Source organism: Moraxella catarrhalis (assembly GCF_001656295.1).
Lineage (GTDB): Bacteria > Pseudomonadota > Gammaproteobacteria > Pseudomonadales > Moraxellaceae > Moraxella > Moraxella veridica.
Genome location: NZ_LXHE01000016.1, coordinates 21,518 through 43,731, shown reverse-complemented (window position 1 = coordinate 43,731; position 22,214 = coordinate 21,518). Strand labels below are relative to the sequence as shown.

Here is a 22,214-nt window from a genome sequence, read left to right as displayed (position 1 = left end):
GGGGGAATCTTTGCGACCCATAACAACCTAAGCTTAGATTGAGTTGCTATCTTTCGCCAGTACACTTACGCTGATAAGTATTATACTGAGGGAACTCTTTATACAACACTAAGTCCTAGTGCATCAGCTAACGCTTGCTTGCGTATATTGTTTGCGGCATTGGTATCACGGTTATGCTGTGTTTGACAGCTAGGACACGTCCAATGCCTGACTGACAACGGCAGACTGTCTAATTTGTGATGACAATGCGAGCAAATTTTAGAACTGGCAAAGAACCGATTTACTTTTAGAATGTTTTTGCCATACTAATTTGCCTTGTAAGTAAGCAAGGTAACAAATTGCCCTAAGCCCACATCATGAATCGCTTTGGCAAGTTTTCGGTTTTTTACCATGTTTTTGACACCCAAATCTTCAAGTGCATAGCTTGTTGCTTGGTTTTCACAGATGAGGCTATGCGTGATTTTGTGGTGTATGTCTAAACGCTGGTTGCGTACTTTTTCATGAATACGAGCGGCGGCTAACTTTTGCTTTTGATGGTTTTTACTTTGTTTTTGTTTGCGAGCAAAGATTTTTTGTTGTATCGCAAGTCTTTGACTGGCTTTGGCTAAATGTTTTGGGTTATCAAATTTGCTGCCGTCTGATAAGTTAAGTAAGTGGCTGATGCCTAAGTCAATACCAACAGTTAGGCTAGGCTCTATTGTGGTGGGTGTTGGTACAACTTCATTGTTTTCTACTAAAATACTTGCATGGTATTTGCCTGTGGCTGTCTTAGTGATGGTAACTGTTTTGATATTGCCAACAAATTCACGGCTAAATACGGTTTTGATGCCTTTGGTTTTGGGTAGGTTGATGATGCCTTGTTTAAAATTTATGGTGCAATGTTGGGGACATTGATAACTTCGCTGTGGGATTTTTTTAGATTTAAAGCGTGGAAACTTGGTACGACTTTTGAAGAAATTGGTAAAGGCGGTATAGACATTTAGCAAGGCATTTAGTAACGATTGGCTATTAACTTCGTTTAGCCATGCAAACTTGCCTGTTTTCTTTTTCTTGACGAGCTGACTTTGGATTTGGGTACGAGATAACGACTTGCCAAAGATTTTGTAATATCTATTTTGTAATGCCAATACCCAATTATAAACAAAACGAACACAACCAAAGTGTTGTTCAAACGCTATGGCTTGTTGTTGGTTTGGGTAAATTCTGTATTTGTAGGCTTTGAGCATGGCTTGTTAGTTGAGTGAATGTAGTTATAATTTAGCGTAAACCCTACTTAGTGTCAATCTTAGTGTCAATCATGTGCATTTACTGCTTGATATGCACCCCAATATCATGCCAAGTAAATTTATCAATAATCTAAAAACAGTGACTAGCCGACTAATGAGAAAGGAATTTGCAAAGCATTTAACTTACTTTTACTGGAAACCTGTACTTTGGACTAGGGCGTATTGTTTGCTAACGACTGGTGGTGCTACCGTTGATACCATTAGACAGTATATCGAAAAACAAGAACGCCCTGATTAGGGCATCAGTGCTTACATCTCCACCTAAATCAAAGATTATGGGTGGAGATGTAAGCAGGATAAGTTAAGCGGTTTTGATGCGCATGGCATTTAGAACCACTGCAAGGCTTGATAATGACATCCCAATCGCTGCAAGCCAAGGCGGTACATAGCCAAGCGCCGCTGGCAAGAGCACCGACGTATTATAAATCAGCGCCCATCTTAAGTTTTGGCGAATAATGGCTTGGGCTTTGGTGGAGACCTGCATGGCTCTAGGGATGGCTAATAGACGACCACCAAGCAGCACGCTATCACTTGAGACTTGCGCCAAATCTGCTGCCCCTGCGATGGCGGTTGAGACATTGGCAGCTGCCAAAACGGGCGCATCATTGATCCCATCGCCCACCATAAGCACGATCTTACCTTCGTTCTGCAAGCGTTTGATGTGGGATACTTTATCCTCAGGCGTCAAGCCATAGTGCGCCTCATCAATACCAAGCTCGCCCGCTACCTTAAGCGCATTTGGGTTGGGATCGCCAGTGAGCATGAGCGGTGTGATGCCTGCCGATTTGATTTGCTTAATCATCTGATGAGCGTCTGCACGGATCGAATCATTAAAATAAAATCGCGCCACCAGTTGCCAAGCGCCATCTTGCCAAGCTGATAACAGCACTGACATATTGGCTTGATACTCTTCCAGATTTTCTTGAAATTGACCATAGTCAAAGTCAGGGTGGCTGCTTGCTTGATCGGTCACAAAGCTGCCATGCCCAATGCGATAACGCACACCATCACAGACCGCCTCGATACCGCCGGCGATATGATGACTGATCTCTTCGGTTTTTGGTAAATGAAGTCCATGCGCCGCAGTTAGCAGCGCCTTAGCGACAGGATGGCGGCTGCCAATCTCCAGTGCCGCCGCCAATGCCAGCACCTGTTTTTTTGGGCGCTCAGAAATCACCGCCAATAAATTTGCTTGTCCGACAGTCAACGTCCCTGTTTTATCAAATGCCGCGTGCGTAACATCTACCAAGGTCTGCACTGTATGTCCACGCGTCGATAAAAAACCAAAACTTGCCAAACGATTGGTTGCAACCGTCAGCGCAATCGGCGTGGCGAGCGACAGCGCACAGGGACAAGTTGCCACCAACACCGCCACTGTCGCCCATAAAGCTTCGGTTTTATCAATAAAATACCAAACCGCAAACACCAACAAAGACAGCACCAACACGCGTGCCACAAACCAGCGTGCCATCCGATCAGCATCTTGGGCGATTTTGGGTTTTTCGCTCATGGCGCGATTCATCAGCCGATCAATGAGCGCAATTTGACTATTATCCACATCACTTGTGACCAGCATGAGTAAAGGCTGGCTGTCGTTTTGTGAGCCGCCCACCAATGTCTCACCGCATGATTTAACAATCAAATCACTTTCACCGGTTAATAAACTTTGTGAAACGGTTGCCGCGTCTGACAACAGTATGCCATCGGCGACGATCTGAGAGCCAGGCTCAATCCAGATGACATCACCAACTTTGACGCTTTGAGCCAGGATTTTATCATCGCTTGGATCTTTAGAAGATGACGAAGTATCGCTTTGGCTTGACTTAGCTAGCCAAGCCGTGATCTTAGATGAGCTCAGCTGCCCATCCACTGATACCTGAACCAAATCAGGCGCTTCATCAACTTTGGTCACCAGTATCGGTTCAATGACCACCAAGTCCGATGCCATATTTGACGCTTTTAGGCGCGCGTTTTGCTCAATGTATCGCCCTGCCAACAAAAAGAAAATGAACATGGATACCGAATCAAAATACGTCTCCCCAGCACCAATAATGGTGGCGTATAAACTGGCGAAAAATGTCAAGATCAGAGCAATCGATACTGGCACATCCATGTTAATTTGCCGAGCACGCAGCGCATTATATGCTGACACAAAAAACGGCACGCCTGAATAAAAAAACACAGGAACACTCACAAACAGCGACACATAACGCAAAAAATCCCGATGCTCAACCAACATCCCGCTATAAGCGCCAAAATAGATGCCAATCGAAAACATCATCGCCTGCATCGCACCGAGCGCAGCCACGCCAAGCCGTATGAGCATTTGTTTATTTTGCCGCTTGAGCATGGCTTCGTGCGTATCTTGGCGATAAGGCTTGGCATCATAGCCCACCGAATGCACCGCTTTTAGGATATCGCCGATTGGCAAAATGCTATCATCCCAATTCACCCGCATACGCTGCTGTGTTAAATTCACCTGACAATCTTTGACGCCCTGAAGCGATCTGAGACGCGTTTCAATCAGCCAAGTACATGCCGAACATTTTAGATTACTGACCGAAAGCTCTGCGGTGCTGCCGCCATTTTCAGCATACACAAACTGCCCTTTGATGTCTTCATGGTTATAAGCCTCAAAATTCATTGCCTCAGGCAGGCTTGCCGTCGGGCTGATCTCGCGGCGGTCAAGATAATACTGCGACAATCCCGACTCAACGATGCTTTGTGCTGCCAACTGACAACCAAGGCAGCACATCGCTCTCGGCTTATCAAATACTGGCGTAAAAAAAGGCTCTTTTGGCAACACTTCCCCACAATGAAAGCAGCTGCCTTCAGGGGGCAGGATGAGGCTTTGTTCGATGACATCAAAATCAGCAGATGAAGAAGATGGAGAATCAGGCAAAATATCAGATTGGCTCATATTCAGGCATAAAAGACAGGATAATTGATCATTATACCACATTCCAAAACGACTCAGACGACCGCAGCCCATCAGATTTTGGCAACACTATTACGACTGTAGAAACAAACAAAGCAAGCACACACAGTTGTGTATAAATATTTGTAAAATTTCAGCAGTTTATCTAAAATAGCGCAACGTTTCGCCTTGAAAAATCATAAAAATTAGGCGATAGTATAACTTTTTCATTTTGGGGTTTTTGTTGTGTCCAAATCATTGCCTTGCCCTAATCATCGCCAGTCAGGTTTTGTTGCCACAGGTCTTTTGCTGATTATCATACTTGTCATGATCGCAGCGTTTGTGGTGTATGCCATGTATCTGAATGCAGCGGTGGTCAGCAAATTTGAAAAGCGCAAATGGGATATTCCCGCCACATTATATTCACGCCCCTTAAATCTACATCAAGGCGCCAATTTATCAGCATCCGAGCTTGAATCTTGGCTAAAGCTGCTCAGATACAGTAGCGGCAACACCAATCAAACTGGACGCTATCAAAAAAATGGTCAAACTTACACCATTTATACGCGTGGTTTTAACTATGGCGACACCGACAAAAACCCAAAACAGCTGATTGAAGTTCGTTTTGAAAATGGCACCATCAAAAGCCTAAAAAGCACTGTCCCAAATCCCCATGGCATGGTGCGCCTAGAGCCCATCAAAATCGGTAGCATCTATCCTGATAATAATGAAGATCGCCTGCTCATCACCGCCGATCAAATGCCCAAACCGCTCATTGATGCTCTGATCGCAACTGAAGATCGTGCGTTTTATCGGCATTATGGCATCTCGGTGCGTGGCATTACCCGTGCATTGATTGCCAATTTATCAGGCGGTCAAGTGCAGCAAGGCGGCTCAACCATCACCCAGCAGCTGATTAAGAATTTTTATCTGAATTCTGAGCGCACATTTAAGCGTAAAGCCAATGAAGCTTTGATGGCTCTGTTACTTGAGCTACATTACAATAAAGACGAAATTTTATTGGCTTACATGAATGAGATCAATCTGGGTCAAAATGGCAATCAGTCAGTCAATGGCTTTGGGATCGCCTCGCAGTTTTATTTTGATAAGCCGCTTGGTGAGCTGTCACTGGATCAATATGCGTTATTGGTTGGGTTGGCGCGCGGACCAAGTCACTACAATCCGCGTAAAAATCCTGAGCGTGCGCTAGATCGCCGAAATACGGTGCTCAATAATATGCTTGTCACTGGCAAAATTGATGAAGCCACTTATCAAAAAGCCATAGAGCAGCCCCTGGGTGTGGTCAAAAGTCCCGCCATTGCCAAACCGCAATTTCCTGATTTTTTTGATGTAGTGCAGCGCGAGCTAAAAACCCACTACCGTCAAGAAGACCTGCAAAATCGTGGTCTGCGCATCATCTCGACATTAGACCCCTTAGCTCAGCAGGCTGCCAATACCGCAATGGCGAATAAACTTGGCGAGCTTAGAAAAAAAGGCAGCCGCACGCGCGACCTACAAGGCGCCTTGGTGAGCGCTCACCCAGCGACAGGTGAGCTGGTGGCGCTGGTGGGTTCTGGCAGTGAGTTTACAGGCTTTAACCGCGCCATCGATGCCAAAAGACAAGTTGGCTCCTTGCTAAAGCCTGTCATATACCTGACCGCCTTTCAGTCAGGTAAATACAACCTCACCACGCCAGTGAACGACAATCAAGTCACCTACACCGTCGGCGGTCGCTCGTGGACGCCAAAAAATTACGGCGGCAACTCACATGGCAGCGTGCCACTACTCACCGCATTAGCAAATTCATACAATCAAGCTGCGGTGAATGTCGGCATTGAGCTTGGTATGAATGCCTTTAAGGCGCAAATGGGTAATTTGTCCATCACCGCTGATATTCCGCCCTATCCGTCAGTCATGCTGGGGGCGATTGATCTATCGCCCATGCAGATGCTTGGCATGTATCAGATTTTTGCCAATGGCGGGGCTTATACACCCATTCACACCATCCGCACCGTGATGGATGATAAAGGGCGTATCTTGCAGCGCTCGCAGCCAAATCATCAATTCCGTGCGCCGCCCCAAGCCGTCTATCTGCTCAATCGCGGATTACAAGAAGTCATCAAATCAGGCACTGCCAAAGCTGCTAACAGCATCAACGGTCAGCTGGGCTTGGCAGGCAAAACAGGCACAACCAATGATAATCGTGATGCTTGGTTTGCAGGTTATAGTGGCAACTATGTCAGCGTGGTTTGGGTAGGTCGTGATGATAATAAGCCCATTGGTTTGACAGGTGGCACAGGTGCCCTGCCGATCTGGACGGATTATATGAAGCGCCTGAATTTAACGGCTGTCAATCTGCCCTTGCCCGCCGGCGTGACTTGGCAGTGGATGGATGGCAATTCAGGCTTACCCACCCTACAAGCTTGCGCGGGCGCAAAATGGTTGCCAGTGATTGATCTGTATCGCCCCCATCAGATGAGCGCGTGTGCCGCCGAAGTTCAATATCAAAACCAAAGATATCAGCAGATGCTTGAATATGGCTCACAAGGCATCGCAGATACAGGAGATATCTATATCGAAGATGCGCCTATTTATGATGAGCCTGCCGAAGATAGCGATAATCCTTGGTAGTAACTAGGTTGATCGCTTTTGGCGCTTATTGGCATCAAAAGCGATCAGGCTAAGGCATCTGCCCTCACCGCAAGTATTTAGCCACAAATTCTTCAAAAAACTTTGCTATAATAAACCCATTAAGCAAACACATATTTGAATTTTTAGGATGGTTTTTAATGTCTTGGCAACAACTTCACCTACAATGCCCACAATCCGCCGTAGAACTTGCCGAAGCCTTATTTTATGAGGCTGGCGCTGTATCTATTTTACTTGAAGATGCTGGCGATGAACCTTTATTTGAGCCCATGCCTGGTGAAGAGCCTTTGTGGAGTGATGTGGTCATGACTGCCATCTTTGACACCAACAGCGATGACAGCTGGGCAGGCACCAATTTTGAAAACTTAGCTTCTGAGATCGCAAGTGAAGTCAATGCCACGCGATTTTGGCTGACGCGCTTAGATGATAAAGATTGGACGCGTGAGTGGATGACTTATTATCAGCCCATCAAATGCGCAGGCAATTTATGGATTGTGCCTGAATGGCTTGATGCGCCAGATCCTAATGCCACCAATCTAATCTTAGATCCAGGTTTGGCTTTTGGGACAGGGTATCATGCCACGACGCGGCTTTGCTTAGATTGGCTGTCTGAGCAGGACTTAAAGGATAAATTGGTCATTGATTATGGCTGCGGTTCGGGCATTTTGGGTGTGGCAGCACTACTGTTGGGCGCGCGTCAAGTACTGGCGGTTGATATCGATCCGCAGGCGGTGCTTGCAACTCACCAAAATGCCGCTTTAAATGGCGTGTCTGAGCGCTTGATGGCATTTTTGCCCGAAGAATTTACAGAATATCGCAGTCAAAATCCACAATTAGCCGATACCATCACCGCCAATATCTTAGCCAAGCCGCTGATCATGTTTGCGCCAACTTTTAATCAATTGCTCAAGCCAGGCGGCTCAATTGTACTGGCAGGCTTGATTCAAAACCAAACACAAGATGTCATCAAAGCTTACGCGCCGTATTTTGACATTGAGGCACCATTTAATTATCAGGACGCCGAAGATCACCACTGGCACCGCCTAAGCGGTATTAAGAAATCATGATCCGCCAAAAAAGCATTGAGTAGCGCCATACATTCTCATATTAAATGGTTTGCCACTGGGTTAACAGCTGCACAAATTAGAGTCTAGTTATGACAGATGAGCACAATGACATTGACACCATCCCTTTGCATGTTCATGTAGAGCGTGCCGCTGAGCGTTATTTTGAGGCGCTTGGCGACGCTGAGGCGCATAATTTATACGATATTTTTTTGGCAGAATTTGAAAAGCCTTTGTTGATAGCGACCTTGAAACACACTCGCGGCAATCAATCCAAAACCGCCCAAATCCTTGGCATCAATCGTGGCACATTACGCACCAAAATGAAAATTTATCACTTGCTTTAGACCGCCATTGATCGCCATTGATATTAGCAGGAATATTGTTGCTGGCATTGTCATAATTTAGTAACTCATTTGTAAAAATCATTGCATTCCCCCCCCCTATGCGTATAATATGAATAAGATATGATAATTTTATCTGAATGATAAACCCTATCGTAATGCCTACGATTCAATCAAAGATTGATTACTATCAATAAAAAATTAAAACCAGCAAATACACCCATACCACACCAAATTAATAAGTATTGATAAGCCATTAGTGAATATTAGCCATGTTTTACTTAAGCTTAGCTGAGCGGTGCGTATGGATAATTAAGCTAAATTATTAAGATATATTAAATCAATTAGTTATATTTATTATTCATTGCTAACAGATTTTTTATGATAAATTGTTAGCATATTTTTAAACATAAGGTAGTCACCATGAACCACATCTATAAAGTCATCTTTAACAAAGCCACAGGCACATTTATGGCGGTGGCAGAGTACGCCAAATCCCACAGCACAGGTACACGCAAGGCAGTGGTTGGGGCGACAGATACGCCCACGCTTGGCACTGCCCTAACTCGTACCGCCATGGCGGTGCTGCTGGTGATGACGGGGGGTCAGGCTTGGGGGGCTGACGAAGGCGGTAAGGGCGGTATCGGTCAAAGTACTTCTAACACCGCCTTTCATGTGGACTATATGAACCCAGAGAACCGCAGTTTTACCGATGGTAACAAAAAGGTAGCATCTGGAGAAAAATTCACAGATAGGAAAACGCCTTTATACTTTAAAAAGACTGATAGAACTGGCAGTGCCAGTGTTGGTAAAGCTGATACCATAGGCTATCGTTTTGGGGACGACGCAAAAGCTAAGCATGGTGCTTGGGCATTAGGTACGGCGGCAGAGGCTGATAGTTATCTATCTTTGGCGGTGGGTGTGGGTGCTCAAACCAAAGAAAATAGTGATGGTAGTGGACAAGCATCGATGGCGGTAGGTACCGCCGCCTATGCCCATGGCTTGGGGGCGGCTGCTCTGGGGGCGAACTCCGCTGCCGTGGCAGACCATGCCGTCGCTTTGGGCATGGTGTCGGTCGCCAAGGGTGAGAACAGTGTCGCCATCGGTCACTCTGCCACCAGCTCAGGCAAGCGTGCCATCGCCATCGGCTCAGCTGACAATACACAAGACAGTCAAGACCTTTCACAATATGGCTCACTACACACCCACTTTTACCGAGATGCCCACACCACTGCCGCCATAGGCTATCACGCCCAAGCACTAAAAACAGGGGCGTTGGCACTGGGTCGTGGTACCAAAGTACAAGCCGACAAAGGCATCGCCCTAGGCTATGGCTCTGTGGTTACCAGCTCTGATAACAGCAATTCCGCCTATCAGCCTGATGGTGCAACCCTAACCAATGACCAAAAATCCACCAGCGGCATAGGGGCGTTGTCTATCGGTAGCAGCAATATCAAGCGTAAAATCACCAATCTCGGTGCAGGTAATGACGAAACCGATGCGGTCAATGTGGCTGGAAACCATCGCCAAGAAAAAACCAGCGTGAAAAATGGTGAGATGATAAATGTAACAGAGAGTACAAACGCCGAACAAGGCAAAGAATACACCGTAAGCCTAAGCGAAAATGCCAAAACTGTCATTAATAAGTTTAAAGATGTTAATATCAATGCTACCGATATTAACAAAATCAGCCAAGGCATGAAATTTCAAGGCGATACAGGCGATAGCGTTACTAAGCAATTAGGCGAAACCTTAACCATCAAAGGTGGTGAGAATACAGCGGACAAGCTAACCAATGGTAAGAACATCGGTGTGGTAAAAGATAGTAATGGTCTAAAAGTCAAACTTGCCAAAGAGCTAACAGAACTGACATCGGTTAATACTCAAACCCTAACCGCCACAAATTCGGTTACCGTAGGCAATAACGGCAACACCGCCCAGCTACAAAACAGCGGTTTAACCTTTACCCAAACAACAGGTGCAAACGCAGACAAAACCGTCTATGGCACAGATGGGCTAAAATTCACTACCAATGCTAATCCAGCCAAACACCAAACCGTACGCATTAAAAGTGATGCCATTGGGTTTAGTGGTACGGATGGCTCGGTTGCCAGTAACTTACCACGCTTAACCGTCACAGGCTATGACGCTCAAACTACCAAAATCACCAACCTAAAAAAAGGTACAGACGCCGCCGATGCCGTTACCATCGGACAACTCAAAGCCGCCAAGCCTACTTTAACCAAAGGTGCTGGTATTAATATTGCCAATAATGGCGATCTATCAGTTGATGGTAATGGCAATGTTACCGCTCCAACTTATACCATTAGCGTGAATACCGCCACTCTTGATAGTACTGACACTGGTGATAATAAATTTAGTGTTAGTAATAATAATAACGATGGCTTAGTTACCGCCCAACATTTGGCAGGCTATCTAAATACAGTCAATAAAACGGCTGACACCGCTAAATCTACGGCTGACAGTGCCAAAGAGAAAGCAGAAAGTGCCAAATCTGCTGCTGACACCGCAACCAGTACCGCCAGTGATGCTAAAGCTGCAGCTGATACTGCTAAATCCACAGCAGAAGCGGCTCAACAGCAAGCAACCGAAGCCGCCAACCAAGCAGCGACATCTGCAAATCAAGCGACAGCCGCTCAAAAACAAGCAGAGCAAGCACAAACAGCCGCTAATACATCTGCAAATGAAGCTCAAAAAAGTGCAGCCCAAGCAGAAACTGCCCAGCAAAATGCAAGTCAATCTGCTGAGCAGGCAAAACAAGCACAGCAATCAGCGACAGCAGCCCAAGAGCAAGCGACAGCAGCCAAAGATAAAGCAGAAAGTGCTAAACAATCAGCCCAAGAGGCTCAACAGCAAGCAACGACATCTGCAAGTGAAGCAACAACCGCTAAAGAACAAGCACAACAAGCACAGCAAAATGCTCAAACAGCTCAGCAACAGGCTGAAAGTGCCCAAACTAATGCTGAGACCGCTAAGAATTCTGCTCAAGAAGCCCAGCAAAAAGCAGCAGCAGCGGAACAAAAAGCAAGTCAATCTGCTGAGCAGGCAAAACAAGCACAGCAATCAGCTGAAACAGCTAAATCAGAAGCTACTGATGCTAAAGCCGCTGCTGAAAAAAGTGCAGACGAAGCAACAGCCGCCAAAACTGCAGCTCAAAACAGTGCAAGTGAAGCACAAACAGCACAGCAAAACGCCCAAACAGCACAGCAATCAGCTGAAACAGCTCAACAACAGGCAGAAAGTGCTAAATCTGATGCTGAGACCGCTAAGAATTCTGCTCAAGAAGCACAACAAAACGCCCAAACAGCTCAGCAAAAAGCAGCAGCAGCGGAACAAAATGCAAATCAATCCGCCCAAGCTGCCGAAACCGCCAAAACTGAAGCCAATGATGCTAAAGCCGCTGCTGAAAAAAGTGCAGGCGAAGCCAAAACTGCCAAAGAACAAGCAACAACTGCCCAAGAGCAAGCAACAAAAGCCAAAGATAAAGCAGAAAGTGCCGAAATCGCTGCCAATGAAGCTAAAAATATGGCAGGCACCGCCCTACAAACCTTTAAAGTTAAAAAGGTAGATGAAAATGGTGCTGATGATAATGACAGCGAAACCAACGCCATCACCGTGGGTAAAGAAAAAAACGGTGAGCAAGTCAACACCCTAAAACTCAAAGGTGAAAACGGTGTTGATGTTACAACCAAAACAGATGGTACAGTTACCTTTGGGCTTAACCAAAATAACGGTCTGACCGTTGGCAACAGCACCCTAAACAACGGTGGCTTGACTGTTAAAAACGGTAACGAACAAATCCAAGTCGGTGCTGATGGCATTAAATTTGCTGATGTCAATGGTAGTACAGCAGGCAGACCAAAAGCAGATACCGCCATCATGACCAAAACTGGTTTTGGCTTTAATGATGGGTCTGGCACACTTGATACAAACAAACCCCACCTAAGCCTAACTGGCATTAACGCAGGTGATAAAGAAATTACCAAGGTTAAATCTGCCATCACCAAAGAAACAGAAAATGAAGGCAATGGCATCAACGAAAACAACGCCTTTGTCAAAGGGCTTGAAACTGCCGCTAAAAACTCCGACAAGCAAAACTCTGCCGCCACAGTTAAAGACTTACATGGCTTAGCACAATCACCGCTGACCTTTGCAGGTGATACAGGCACTGATGTCACTAAAAAACTGGGCGATACTTTAAAGGTTCAAGGTGGGCAAACAGATACCAACGCATTAACCGACAATAACATCGGTGTGGTGGCAGGTACTGACGGCTTAACCGTCAAACTGGCTAAAGATCTAACAGGGCTCAATAACATCGCTGCCACAGGTAAAATTACCGTTGGTACTGGTAATGACATCGCCGAGTTACAAAACGGTGGTTTAACCTTTAGCAAACAAAATACAGGTACTGCCCCTACCACCAACAGCAAAACCGTCTATGGCGTTGATGGATTGAAGTTTACTAATGGCGATAATACACCGCTTGAAGGCACAACTTACATCACCAAAGATAAAGTTGGTTTTAGCAATCAAGCTGGTTCACTTGATGAAAACAAACCTTATCTTGATAAGGACAAGCTAAAAGTGGGCGATGTTGAGATTACCAAAGATAACGGCATCAATGCTGGTAATAAAAAGATCAGTAATATTGCCCAAGGTGACAGCGATAACGATGCAGTAACTTATAAACAGCATAAAGAAGTTGCTGATAAAGTTGCTGACTTAAACAAAGCTGATCTTGATCAAGTCAAAACCGCCCTACAAACCTTTACTATCAGTGATGGTACAGAAGACAACAACTTTACTGTTGGTAAAACAGCAGATACCGACAACAATCAATTTAATAAAGTCACCTTTACAGGTGAAAATGGCATCAGCATCAGCAATGACAAAACCACAGGTAAAGTCAAAGTTGGTATTGACCAAACCAAAGGCTTAACCACGCCTAAACTGACCGTGGGTAGCACTAATGGCAATGGCATTGTCATTGACAGTAAAGCTGGTCAAAACACCATCACAGGACTAAGCAGCACCCTAACTAATGTTACCAATGATGGTGCAGGACACACACTAACCCAAGGGCTTGCCGATAACACTGACAAAACCCGTGCCGCCAGCATTGGTGATGTGCTAAATGCAGGCTTTAACTTAAAAAATAATGGTGAAGCCAAAGACTTTGTCTCAACTTATGACACCGTCAACTTTATCAATGGCAATGCCACTACTGCTAAGGTAACTTATGATGAAGCCAGCAAAACCAGTAAAGTGGCGTATGATGTCAATGTGGATGATACAACCTTAACATTGGTTGATGCTCAAAATGGCAAAAAACAAATTGGCGTAAAAACCACCACCATCACTAAGACAGATGCTAATGGTAATGCAACCAATTTTAGCACCACTGATGACAACGCCCTTGTTAAAGCCAAAGACATCGCCACCCATCTAAATACTTTGGCTGACGACATCCAAACCGCCAAAGGGGCAAGCCAAGCAGGCAACTCAGCAGGCTATGTTGATGCTGATGGTAACAAGGTCATCTATGACAGTACCGATAAGAAGTACTATCAAGTCAATGACAACGGTCAAGCGGACAAAACCAAAGAAGTTGCCAAAGACAAACTGGTCGCCCAAGCCCAAACCCCAGATGGCAAATTGGCTCAAATGAATGTCAAATCAGTCATTACCAAAGAGAAAGAAAATGACGCTAATGGCATCAACGAAGATAATGCCTTTGTCAAAGGGCTTGAAACTGCCGCCAAAGATACCAAAACCAAAAACGCCGCCGTTACCGTCAATGACTTGCATCAGGTAGCAAGCACGCCCATCACCTTTAAATCAGATGATGGCGTACACAGTCAGGTGAATCTTGGCGACACCTTTGCCATGACAGGTGGGGCTGATTATACAAACCTAAGCGATGGCAAAAATATTGGCGTGGTCTCACAGCCAAATGGCGTACAGTTCAAACTTGCCAAAGACCTAACCAATCTTAACAGCGTTAGTGCAGGTGGCACCAGAATTGATGAAAAAGGTGTGTCTTTTGTAGAGCCTAACGGTCAAGCCAAAGCAAATACCCCTGTGCTAAGTGCCAATGGGCTGGACATGGGTGGCAAACGCATCAGTAACATCGGTGCAGCTGTCAATGATAACGATGCGGTGAACTTTAAGCAGTTTAATGAAGTTGCCAAAACAGTCAATACCCTAAACAACCAAAGCAACTCAGGTGCGTCATTGCCCTTTGTGGTAACCGATGCCAATGGCAACCCCGTCAATGGCACCGATGGCAAGCCCCAAAAAGCCATTAAAGGCACCGATGGTAAATACTATCAAGCCAATGCCAACGGCGTACCTGTGGACAAAGATGGCAACCCCATCACCGATGCGGACAAACTTGCCAATCTGGCAGCTCATGGCAAACCCCTTGATACAGGTCATCAAGTGGTGGCAAAACTCGGTGGCAACTCAGATGCCATTACTCTAACCAACATCAAGGCCACTTTGCCACAAATTGCCACGCCAAACACGGACAATAACACAAATGCAGGGCAAGCCCAAAGTCTGCCCAGTCTATCAGCAGCACAGCAAACCAATGCTGCCAGTGTCAAAGATGTGCTAAATGCAGGCTTTAACTTGCAGACCAATAACAATCAAGTGGACTTTGTCAAAGCCTATGATACCGTCAACTTTGTCAATGGTACAGGTGCCGACATCACAAGCATGCGTAGTGCTGATGGCACGATGAGTAACATCACCGTCAACACCGCCTTAGCAGCGACCGATGATAATGGCAATGTGCTTATCAAAGCCAAAGATGGTAAGTTCTACAAAGCAGACGACCTCATGCCAAACGGCTCACTAAAAGCAGGCAAATCAGCCAGTGATGCCAAAACCCCAGCTGGTCTAAGCCTTGTCAACCCCAATGCTGATAAAGGCAGTACAGGCGATGCGGTTGCTCTTAATAATTTATCAGAAGCGGTATTTAAAGCCAAAGATGGTACGACCACCACGGTAAACTCTGATGGTATCAGCATCAAAGGCAAAGATAACAGCAACATCGCCCTAAGTAAAGATGGGCTGGACATGGGCGGTAAGGTCATCAGCAATGTAGGCAAAGGCACAAAAGACACCGACGCTGCCAACATGCAACAGTTAAACGAAGTACGCAGCTTGTTGGGTCTTGGTAACGCTGGTAATGGTGATGCTGGCAGTGGCAACGCTGGTAATGCTGGCGGTGGTCAGGTGAACATTGTCGACATCAAAAAAGACCCAAATTCAGGTTCATCATCTAACAGCCCTGCCATCAAAGCAGGCACAGTACTTGGCGGTAAAGGTAATAACGATGCCGACAAACTTGCCAATGGTGGCGTACAAGTGGGCGTGGATAAAGACGGTAATGCCAACGGTGATTTAAACAATGTTTGGGTCAAAACCCAAAAAGATGGCAGTAAAAAAGCCCTGCTCACCACTTATAATGTCGAAGGTCAGACCAACTATGTGACCAACAACCCCGCAGAAGCCATCGATAAAATAAACGAGCAAGGCATCCGCTTCTTCCATGTCAACGATGGCAATCAAGAACCTGTGGTACAAGGGCGTAACAGCATTGATTCAAGTGCTGCTGGCAAGCACTCAGCGGCGGTCGGTTTCCAGGCTAAGGCAGATGGTGAAGCCGCCGTTGCCGTGGGCAGACAAACCCAAGCAGGCAGCCAATCCATCGCCATCGGTGATAAGGCACAAGCCACAGGCAATCAATCCATCGCCATCGGTACAGGCAATGTGGTAACAGGTAAGCACTCTGGTGCCATCGGTGACCCAAGTACTGTTAAAGCTGATAACAGTTACAGTGTGGGTAATAACAACCAGTTTACCGATGCCACTCAAACCGATGTCTTTGGTGTGGGGAATAACATCACCGTGACCGAAAGTAACTCGGTTGCCTTAGGTTCAAACTCCGCCATCAGTGCAGGCACACAAGCAGGCACACAAGCCAAAAAATCTGACGGCACAGCAGGCAAAACCACCACAGCAGGTGCAACAGGCACTGTCAAAGGCTTTGCTGGACAAACGGCAGTTGGTGCGGTCTCCGTGGGTGCCTCAGGTGCTGAACGCCGTATCCAAAATGTGGCAGCAGGTGAGGTCAGTGCCACCAGTACCGATGCGATAAATGGCAGTCAGTTGTATAAAGCCACCCAAGGCATTGCCAACGCAACTAATGAACTTGGTCATCGTATCCACCAAAACGAAAATAAAGCCAATGCAGGGATTTCATCAGCGATGGCGATGGCGTCCATGCCACAAGCCTATATTCCTGGCAGATCCATGGTTACAGGGGGCATTGCCACCTACAATGGTCAAGGTGCGGTGGCAGTGGGACTGTCTAAGCTGTCGGATAATGGTCAATGGGTATTTAAAATCAATGGTTCAGCCGACACCCAAGGCAATGCAGGGGCGGCAGTTGGTGCAGGTTTTCACTTTTAAGTAATAAATCACGAGCTTTTACTTAAAAATCAATCTCACCATAGTTGTACAAAACAACATCAGCATCAGTCATATCACTGATGCTGATGTTTTTTATAACTTAAACCATTTTACAGCTCAAGTGATTATCTTCATCATGACCAAATTACCATTGATAAACAGATAAACTTATCAATGTAGTTTTTAGGTGTGGCTAAAATTGTGCCATTAACCAAAAAATTACCGATTTATCCCCAAAATTCCTGATTGTGATCACTTTTCATAAATTTCCCCAATTTGTCTTTATAAATACCCCGAGAAATGGTATTATTTTATTGCTATCAGCATATGTGACAACTCATCACATCAGCTTTTTATCATAAAAATGCAAATAGCCATATGCATTTTTTGAATTAAACTTACGCATTTTTCATTATGGGAATTAGGTCAGTAATTATGACAAAAAATTATGCATTATTATCCGTCTCAGATAAAACGCAAATCGTTGAATTTGCCCAAGGTTTGGTAGAAACTGGTTTTGGCATCTTATCAACAGGCGGCACTTTTAAATTATTAAAAGACAATGGCATCGAAGCCATTGAAGTGTCGGCACATACTGGTTTTCCTGAAATGATGGATGGTCGAGTTAAGACGCTGCATCCCAAAATTCATGGTGGTATTTTGGGTCGCCGTGGTACTGACGACGGCATCATGCAAGAGCATGGCATTGATCGCATTGATATTGTCGCGGTTAATTTATATCCTTTTGCAGCGACCGTTGCCAAGCCAGATGTCACCATGCCTGATGCCATTGAAAATATTGACATCGGCGGTCCTGCCATGGTGCGCTCTGCTGCCAAAAACCACGCCCATGTTGGCATCATCACTAGCCCAAATGATTATCAAACGGTCTTAGATGAGCTAAAATCTCATGGCGCACTTAGCCACAGCACGCGTTTTGATTTGGCGGTCAAAGCCTTTGAACACACCGCCGCTTATGATGGCATGATTGCCAGTTGGCTTGGTGCGCGCCTGCCTAAAGATGACAGCGCTGCCCCAAGTGACGATGCGACCGCAACCACTATGTTCCCGCGCACGTTTAATAGTCAATTCACCAAAGCCCAAGATCTAAGATACGGCGAAAACCCGCATCAATCCGCAGCGTTTTATGTTGAAAGCGGCTCAAAAGAAGCATCGGTGGCAACTGCACGCCAACTACAAGGCAAAGAGCTGTCTTATAATAACATCGCTGATACCGATGCTGCGCTTGAGTGCGTCAAATCATTTGCCAAGCCTGCTTGCGTCATCGTAAAACACGCCAACCCTTGTGGTGTCGCTGTTTCTTTAGATGGTATTTTACAAGCTTATAATTTGGCTTATGCGACTGACCCTGAGTCTGCGTTCGGCGGTATCATTGCCTTCAACCGTCCACTTGATGTTGATACAGCGCGCGCCATCGTTGAGCGTCAATTTGTCGAAGTCATCATCGCGCCAAGTGTCGAAGATGGCGTATTGGAAGTGACCGGCGCGAAGAAAAATGTACGCGTGCTGGTTTGTGGTGAGCTGCCAAGCATCACTGAGCGCGCCGCCCAGTTTGATTTTAAACGTGTCAATAGTGGTCTGCTTGTCCAAGACCAAGACCTTGGCATGGTGGATAAAGCCGATCTAAAAGTGGTTACAGAGCGCGCACCATCAGATGAAGAGCTTAATGATCTGATTTTTGCTTGGAAGGTCGCCAAATATGTCAAATCAAACGCCATTGTCTATGCCAAAAATCGCCAAACCATCGGTGTTGGCGCAGGTCAGATGAGCCGCGTAAACTCTGCACGCATTGCCGCGATCAAGGCTGAGCACGCAGGCTTAATCGTGGAAGGGGCAGTGATGGCATCTGATGCTTTCTTCCCATTCCGCGATGGTATCGATAATGCTGCAGCCGCAGGCATCAAGTGCATCATTCAGCCTGGTGGGTCGATGCGCGATGAAGAAGTGATCGCTGCCGCCAATGAGCATGGTATCGCCATGGTCTTTACCGGTATGCGTCACTTCCGCCATTGATTCCATGGTGATTAATAGTATAACTTAATAAAAATCCTAAAAGGCGGTGCTAATATTTAGCACCGCCTTTATTTTCATCATTAAAACTATGGGAATTTCCGATAAATTAATTTTATTTTTAAATAAATTTATAATTAATAACAAATAGTTTTTTATCATTAAGTCTTCGCAATGATTTTTCATTAGACAGATCTGGTCTTTTTACTTATGATAAAAAAATAAAAGTGCACGATTGTCCACTTGATAGTTAATTATATAAAGTCATGCAAAGGAATGTTATGAGTCAACACACACGCTATCAGGCTCGTACGCCAGATGAATTTGGCGTCATTCACTACAGTGATGAAGAGCATCAGATTTGGCAAGATTTATTTACCAGACATCAGCACAGCATCCAAAATCGCGCCTGCCAAGATTATCTGGATGGGCTTGATCAATTGTCTTTGTGCACCCAAAAAATCCCTCAGCTCAATGACATTGATCAAATCCTACAAAAGCACACAGGATTTGCGACCGCTGCGGTGCCTGCTTTGATTTCTTTTGCTAAGTTTTTTGAGCTGTTAGCCGCGCAAAAGTTTCCGGTAGCGACCTTCATTCGCTCTCGTGAGGATTTTGATTATATTCAAGAGCCGGATATTTTTCATGAAGTTGTCGGACATTGTCCTTTACTCACCCACCCTGCTTTTGCCAAATTTACCCACACTTATGGAAAACTTGGCAAAAAAGCCGATCAAAAGACGCGTGGTTTTTTGGCGCGATTATATTGGTTTACGATGGAATTTGGGCTGATGGAAACAAAGCAAGGTCTGCGCATCTACGGCGGCGGTATTCTAAGCTCACCCAAAGAGACGCTATACGCCTTAAGCGATGCGCCAGAATATCGAGAATTTCGGCTCAATGACGTGCTTCGTACGCCATATCGCATTGATAAGCTGCAGCCCATTTATTATGTCATCAAAAACCCTGATGAGCTTTTTTATTTGGATGAAAATCAGCTACTATCCGCCATCGAGACAGCCAAAATCGATGGTATGTATCCGATACATCCAAGCTTAATGGACAAAGGATCACCCAACACTTAAGGAGAAATGATGTCAACATCACTAAAAAATCAGACCTGCCAAGCCTGCAGTGTCGGCGCGCCGCTCATACAACCAGAAGCATACCAAAGCCTTCTCGATCAGTTATCAGACTGGCATATCATCACTGTTGATCATATTGATCGGCTGACCAAAGTATATTCATTTAAAAATTTTAAAAAAGCACTTGATTTTGCCAATCAAGTTGGCGAGATCGCCGAAACCGCAGGTCATCACCCTGCTTTACTTGTCGAATGGGGGCAGGTGACGGTGACGTGGTGGTCGCACGAAGCAGGCGGTCTACACCAAAATGACTTTATCATGGCGGCAAAAACCGATGCACTATTTTAGAATCGTATAAAGTAAAAGCCCAAAATTTTGGGCTTTTATTGATTCTAATACCGCTTAAGCATGAAAGCTTGGTTAAAATTGCTGTGCCTTAAGCGCATCTTGGTTGATAACAAGCTCGCTGCTTTCACGCAAATAATGCACATAGTCCTCTAACTGATCGGCACCGACATTATCTCGGATCACCGCCACAGCACGCAGACGATCAGCGGCTGACAGCTGAGATTCGCTGCTTTGATTCACTGGACCGCCCACAATGACGCTCGCACCCTCTTCGGTTTGAGTCGCCCAAACATCATGACCCTCTGCGCTGCGATTTAGGAACAAACTGGCAAGCTCAAGCGGGCTTAATAAAGGACTCATGCGTGTCGCCAGACCAATATTAGCAGCGGTGTTAGTCAAAGCAGCCACGCCAGAAGTTTTAGCCTCATCGGCGACTCTTTGAGCATCTACCATCGCAAGCTCAATGGCTTTTTGTTTGGCTAGTGTTTGTTTGATCTGCGCCTTGGCTTCATCAAATGTCAATGGGCGCTCTGCTTCATAATTAGTCGGCTGTACCCAAACATTTTTCTCACCCAAAGAAATATTTGGGCTTACGCCTTGATCTTGAATGGTGAAATCGTCAAAAGCTGCGGCGATCACTGCCGGCTGTGGCAATGCTGTCATATTATTGGTTTGTGGGTAGGCGGTGATTTGCTTTACTTCCACACCAGCTTCTTTGGCAATATCAGCCACACCCATGCCATCAGTTGCCATGGTGTTAATCCGAGCAGATAGATCTGCAAATGCTTGGCCGCGCTTAAGTTTGGCAGCTCTGTCCATCAATTGATCGCGCATACTGGCGATATTCGGCGCATCGTCGCTGACTTTAGTCACTTTAAAGATATGATAACCAAATTCTGTTTGGACAGGCTGACTGATCTGACCAACACCCAACCCTGACAAAGCCTGCTCAACCCCAGCGGCATGCTCTCCAAATACCGAAGGATTAAAGCTGCCAATCACGCCACCATTTGAGCCACTGGGGTCATCAGAATGGGCTTTGGCCAACGCCTCAAAAGACTCTCCAGCATCCAGTTTAGCTTGGATTTTGGCAGCGCGCTTTTGAGCATCTGGACCTGTCAATAAAATCTGTGCCAACTCCCGACCGTCTGTCATGCCATTTTCTCGAAGATAGGCAGCGTGCTGTGCGCTGATTTCTTGTTCAGTTGGCGTCTCAACGTTCAACACATTTGGATCCAATTCAATGTAGCTTAGATCCACTGTCGCAGGCTTGATCAGCTTATCTTGATGCTCATCAAAATAAGCTTGGATTTGCGCATCGCTGATTTGTACTTGATCCACATAATCCTGCCAATGATACCGATGCACCCAAACCTCGCGCGCCTCCAATTGTAAATCAATCAATTTTGAGACTTCGCTGTTTGGATAAATTGCGGTGCCAACGATACCAGTAATCAGCTGACGCAAGCTTAATCGCAGTCGCTCAATGGCGAATAAAGCATCTTTGGTCAGACCATTTTGCTGTAGATAAGCAGCAAAACGATCATTTGAAAACTGTCCATTATCATGAAAGACTTCATAGCGCTGCAAAATCTGCGTCAGCATCTCATCAGAAACCGTCATACCCAAATATGACGCCTGATTTTCAAGCAGTGCTTTATCAGTTAACCGTTTTAAGATCAGCTGCTGTAGTGCGTGTTCGTTAATCAAACTGGCATCGATGCCCTGCTCAATCAAGGCATTGCGTTCAGCATTGACCTCAGCTTGAAAAGTTGCGACATCCACCACTTGATCACCCACCTTAATCAGCTCATTGGGCTGGATTGATGGACCACCAAACGTGCCCACGCCCAAAAAAGCCATTGGTATCAAAGTGCCTATCAAAAGCAGCCGACCCGGCCAGCTTTTTAAGAAGTTACGCATATTTTCCATAGGTTTGCTATACTCTACAAATCAGTCGGTGTTACAAATAAAATAGTGACAAT

At 45.7% G+C, this 22,214-nt stretch carries 11 protein-coding genes and 1 pseudogene; 8 read left to right on the top strand and 4 right to left on the bottom strand.

Annotated features, from left to right (window positions below):
* Positions 1-98: 98 nt before the first annotated feature.
* Together AO382_RS11075 and AO382_RS07410 are read right to left on the bottom strand one after the other, a co-directional pair.
* Positions 99-293 carry a zinc ribbon domain-containing protein gene (locus AO382_RS11075; RefSeq protein WP_081261310.1) on the bottom strand — a complete coding sequence of 65 codons (195 nt, stop codon included), beginning with the start codon at positions 291-293 and terminating at the stop codon, positions 99-101.
* A 12-nt stretch (positions 294-305) separates the two neighbouring features.
* A complete protein-coding gene (locus AO382_RS07410) occupies positions 306-1,226 on the bottom strand; it encodes a transposase (RefSeq protein ID WP_227513583.1) in 921 nt (306 codons plus the stop codon).
* A gap of 55 nt (positions 1,227-1,281) precedes the next feature.
* On the opposite strand from AO382_RS07410, the pseudogene tnpA reads away from it, so the two are divergent.
* A pseudogene (gene tnpA / locus AO382_RS11475) lies at positions 1,282-1,524 on the top strand (IS200/IS605 family transposase); the annotation flags it as partial.
* A gap of 63 nt (positions 1,525-1,587) precedes the next feature.
* Here the strand turns inward: tnpA and AO382_RS07405 are convergent.
* Entirely contained in the window at positions 1,588-4,206 is a 2,619-nt protein-coding gene (locus AO382_RS07405; RefSeq protein WP_064619641.1) for a heavy metal translocating P-type ATPase, read from the bottom strand.
* A 243-nt stretch (positions 4,207-4,449) separates the two neighbouring features.
* On the opposite strand from AO382_RS07405, the gene mrcB reads away from it, so the two are divergent.
* The 7 genes from mrcB to AO382_RS07370 all read left to right on the top strand — a co-directional run bounded on the left by mrcB (position 4,450) and on the right by AO382_RS07370 (position 20,229).
* Positions 4,450-6,834 (top strand): penicillin-binding protein 1B, encoded by a 2,385-nt coding sequence (gene mrcB / locus AO382_RS07400; protein ID WP_064619637.1) that lies wholly within the window; start codon positions 4,450-4,452, stop codon positions 6,832-6,834.
* A gap of 158 nt (positions 6,835-6,992) precedes the next feature.
* Positions 6,993-7,919 carry a 50S ribosomal protein L11 methyltransferase gene (gene prmA, locus AO382_RS07395; protein WP_064619634.1) on the top strand — a complete coding sequence of 309 codons (927 nt, stop codon included), beginning with the start codon at positions 6,993-6,995 and terminating at the stop codon, positions 7,917-7,919.
* 89 nt (positions 7,920-8,008) lie between these two features.
* Positions 8,009-8,263 carry a helix-turn-helix domain-containing protein gene (locus AO382_RS07390; protein ID WP_064610606.1) on the top strand — a complete coding sequence of 85 codons (255 nt, stop codon included), beginning with the start codon at positions 8,009-8,011 and terminating at the stop codon, positions 8,261-8,263.
* Between the two features lie 420 nt (positions 8,264-8,683).
* A complete protein-coding gene (locus AO382_RS07385) occupies positions 8,684-16,765 on the top strand; it encodes a YadA-like family protein (RefSeq protein WP_064619630.1) in 8,082 nt (2,693 codons plus the stop codon).
* Between the two features lie 435 nt (positions 16,766-17,200).
* On the top strand, positions 17,201-18,799 hold the full coding sequence (purH, locus tag AO382_RS07380) for a bifunctional phosphoribosylaminoimidazolecarboxamide formyltransferase/IMP cyclohydrolase (RefSeq protein WP_064619627.1): 1,599 nt from the start codon (positions 17,201-17,203) through the stop codon (positions 18,797-18,799).
* A 278-nt stretch (positions 18,800-19,077) separates the two neighbouring features.
* A complete protein-coding gene (gene phhA, locus AO382_RS07375) occupies positions 19,078-19,881 on the top strand; it encodes a phenylalanine 4-monooxygenase (RefSeq protein ID WP_064619625.1) in 804 nt (267 codons plus the stop codon).
* Between the two features lie 9 nt (positions 19,882-19,890).
* A complete protein-coding gene (locus AO382_RS07370) occupies positions 19,891-20,229 on the top strand; it encodes a 4a-hydroxytetrahydrobiopterin dehydratase (RefSeq protein ID WP_064612043.1) in 339 nt (112 codons plus the stop codon).
* Between the two features lie 72 nt (positions 20,230-20,301).
* Here AO382_RS07370 and AO382_RS07365 read toward each other — a convergent pair whose 3' ends face one another.
* Positions 20,302-22,161, bottom strand: coding sequence for a SurA N-terminal domain-containing protein (locus AO382_RS07365; RefSeq protein ID WP_064619622.1), 1,860 nt, complete (start codon positions 22,159-22,161; stop codon positions 20,302-20,304).
* Positions 22,162-22,214: the final 53 nt, after the last annotated feature.

Coding starts and splice junctions, on each gene's coding strand:
- AO382_RS07410 (WP_227513583.1), bottom strand. CDS start 1,226: ATGCTCAAAGCCTACAAATACAGAATTTACCCAAACCAACAACAAGCC.
- AO382_RS07405 (WP_064619641.1), bottom strand. CDS start 4,206: ATGAGCCAATCTGATATTTTGCCTGATTCTCCATCTTCTTCATCTGCT.
- prmA (WP_064619634.1), top strand. CDS start 6,993: ATGTCTTGGCAACAACTTCACCTACAATGCCCACAATCCGCCGTAGAA.
- AO382_RS07390 (WP_064610606.1), top strand. CDS start 8,009: ATGACAGATGAGCACAATGACATTGACACCATCCCTTTGCATGTTCAT.
- AO382_RS07385 (WP_064619630.1), top strand. CDS start 8,684: ATGAACCACATCTATAAAGTCATCTTTAACAAAGCCACAGGCACATTT.
- purH (WP_064619627.1), top strand. CDS start 17,201: ATGACAAAAAATTATGCATTATTATCCGTCTCAGATAAAACGCAAATC.
- phhA (WP_064619625.1), top strand. CDS start 19,078: ATGAGTCAACACACACGCTATCAGGCTCGTACGCCAGATGAATTTGGC.
- AO382_RS07370 (WP_064612043.1), top strand. CDS start 19,891: ATGTCAACATCACTAAAAAATCAGACCTGCCAAGCCTGCAGTGTCGGC.
- AO382_RS07365 (WP_064619622.1), bottom strand. CDS start 22,161: ATGGAAAATATGCGTAACTTCTTAAAAAGCTGGCCGGGTCGGCTGCTT.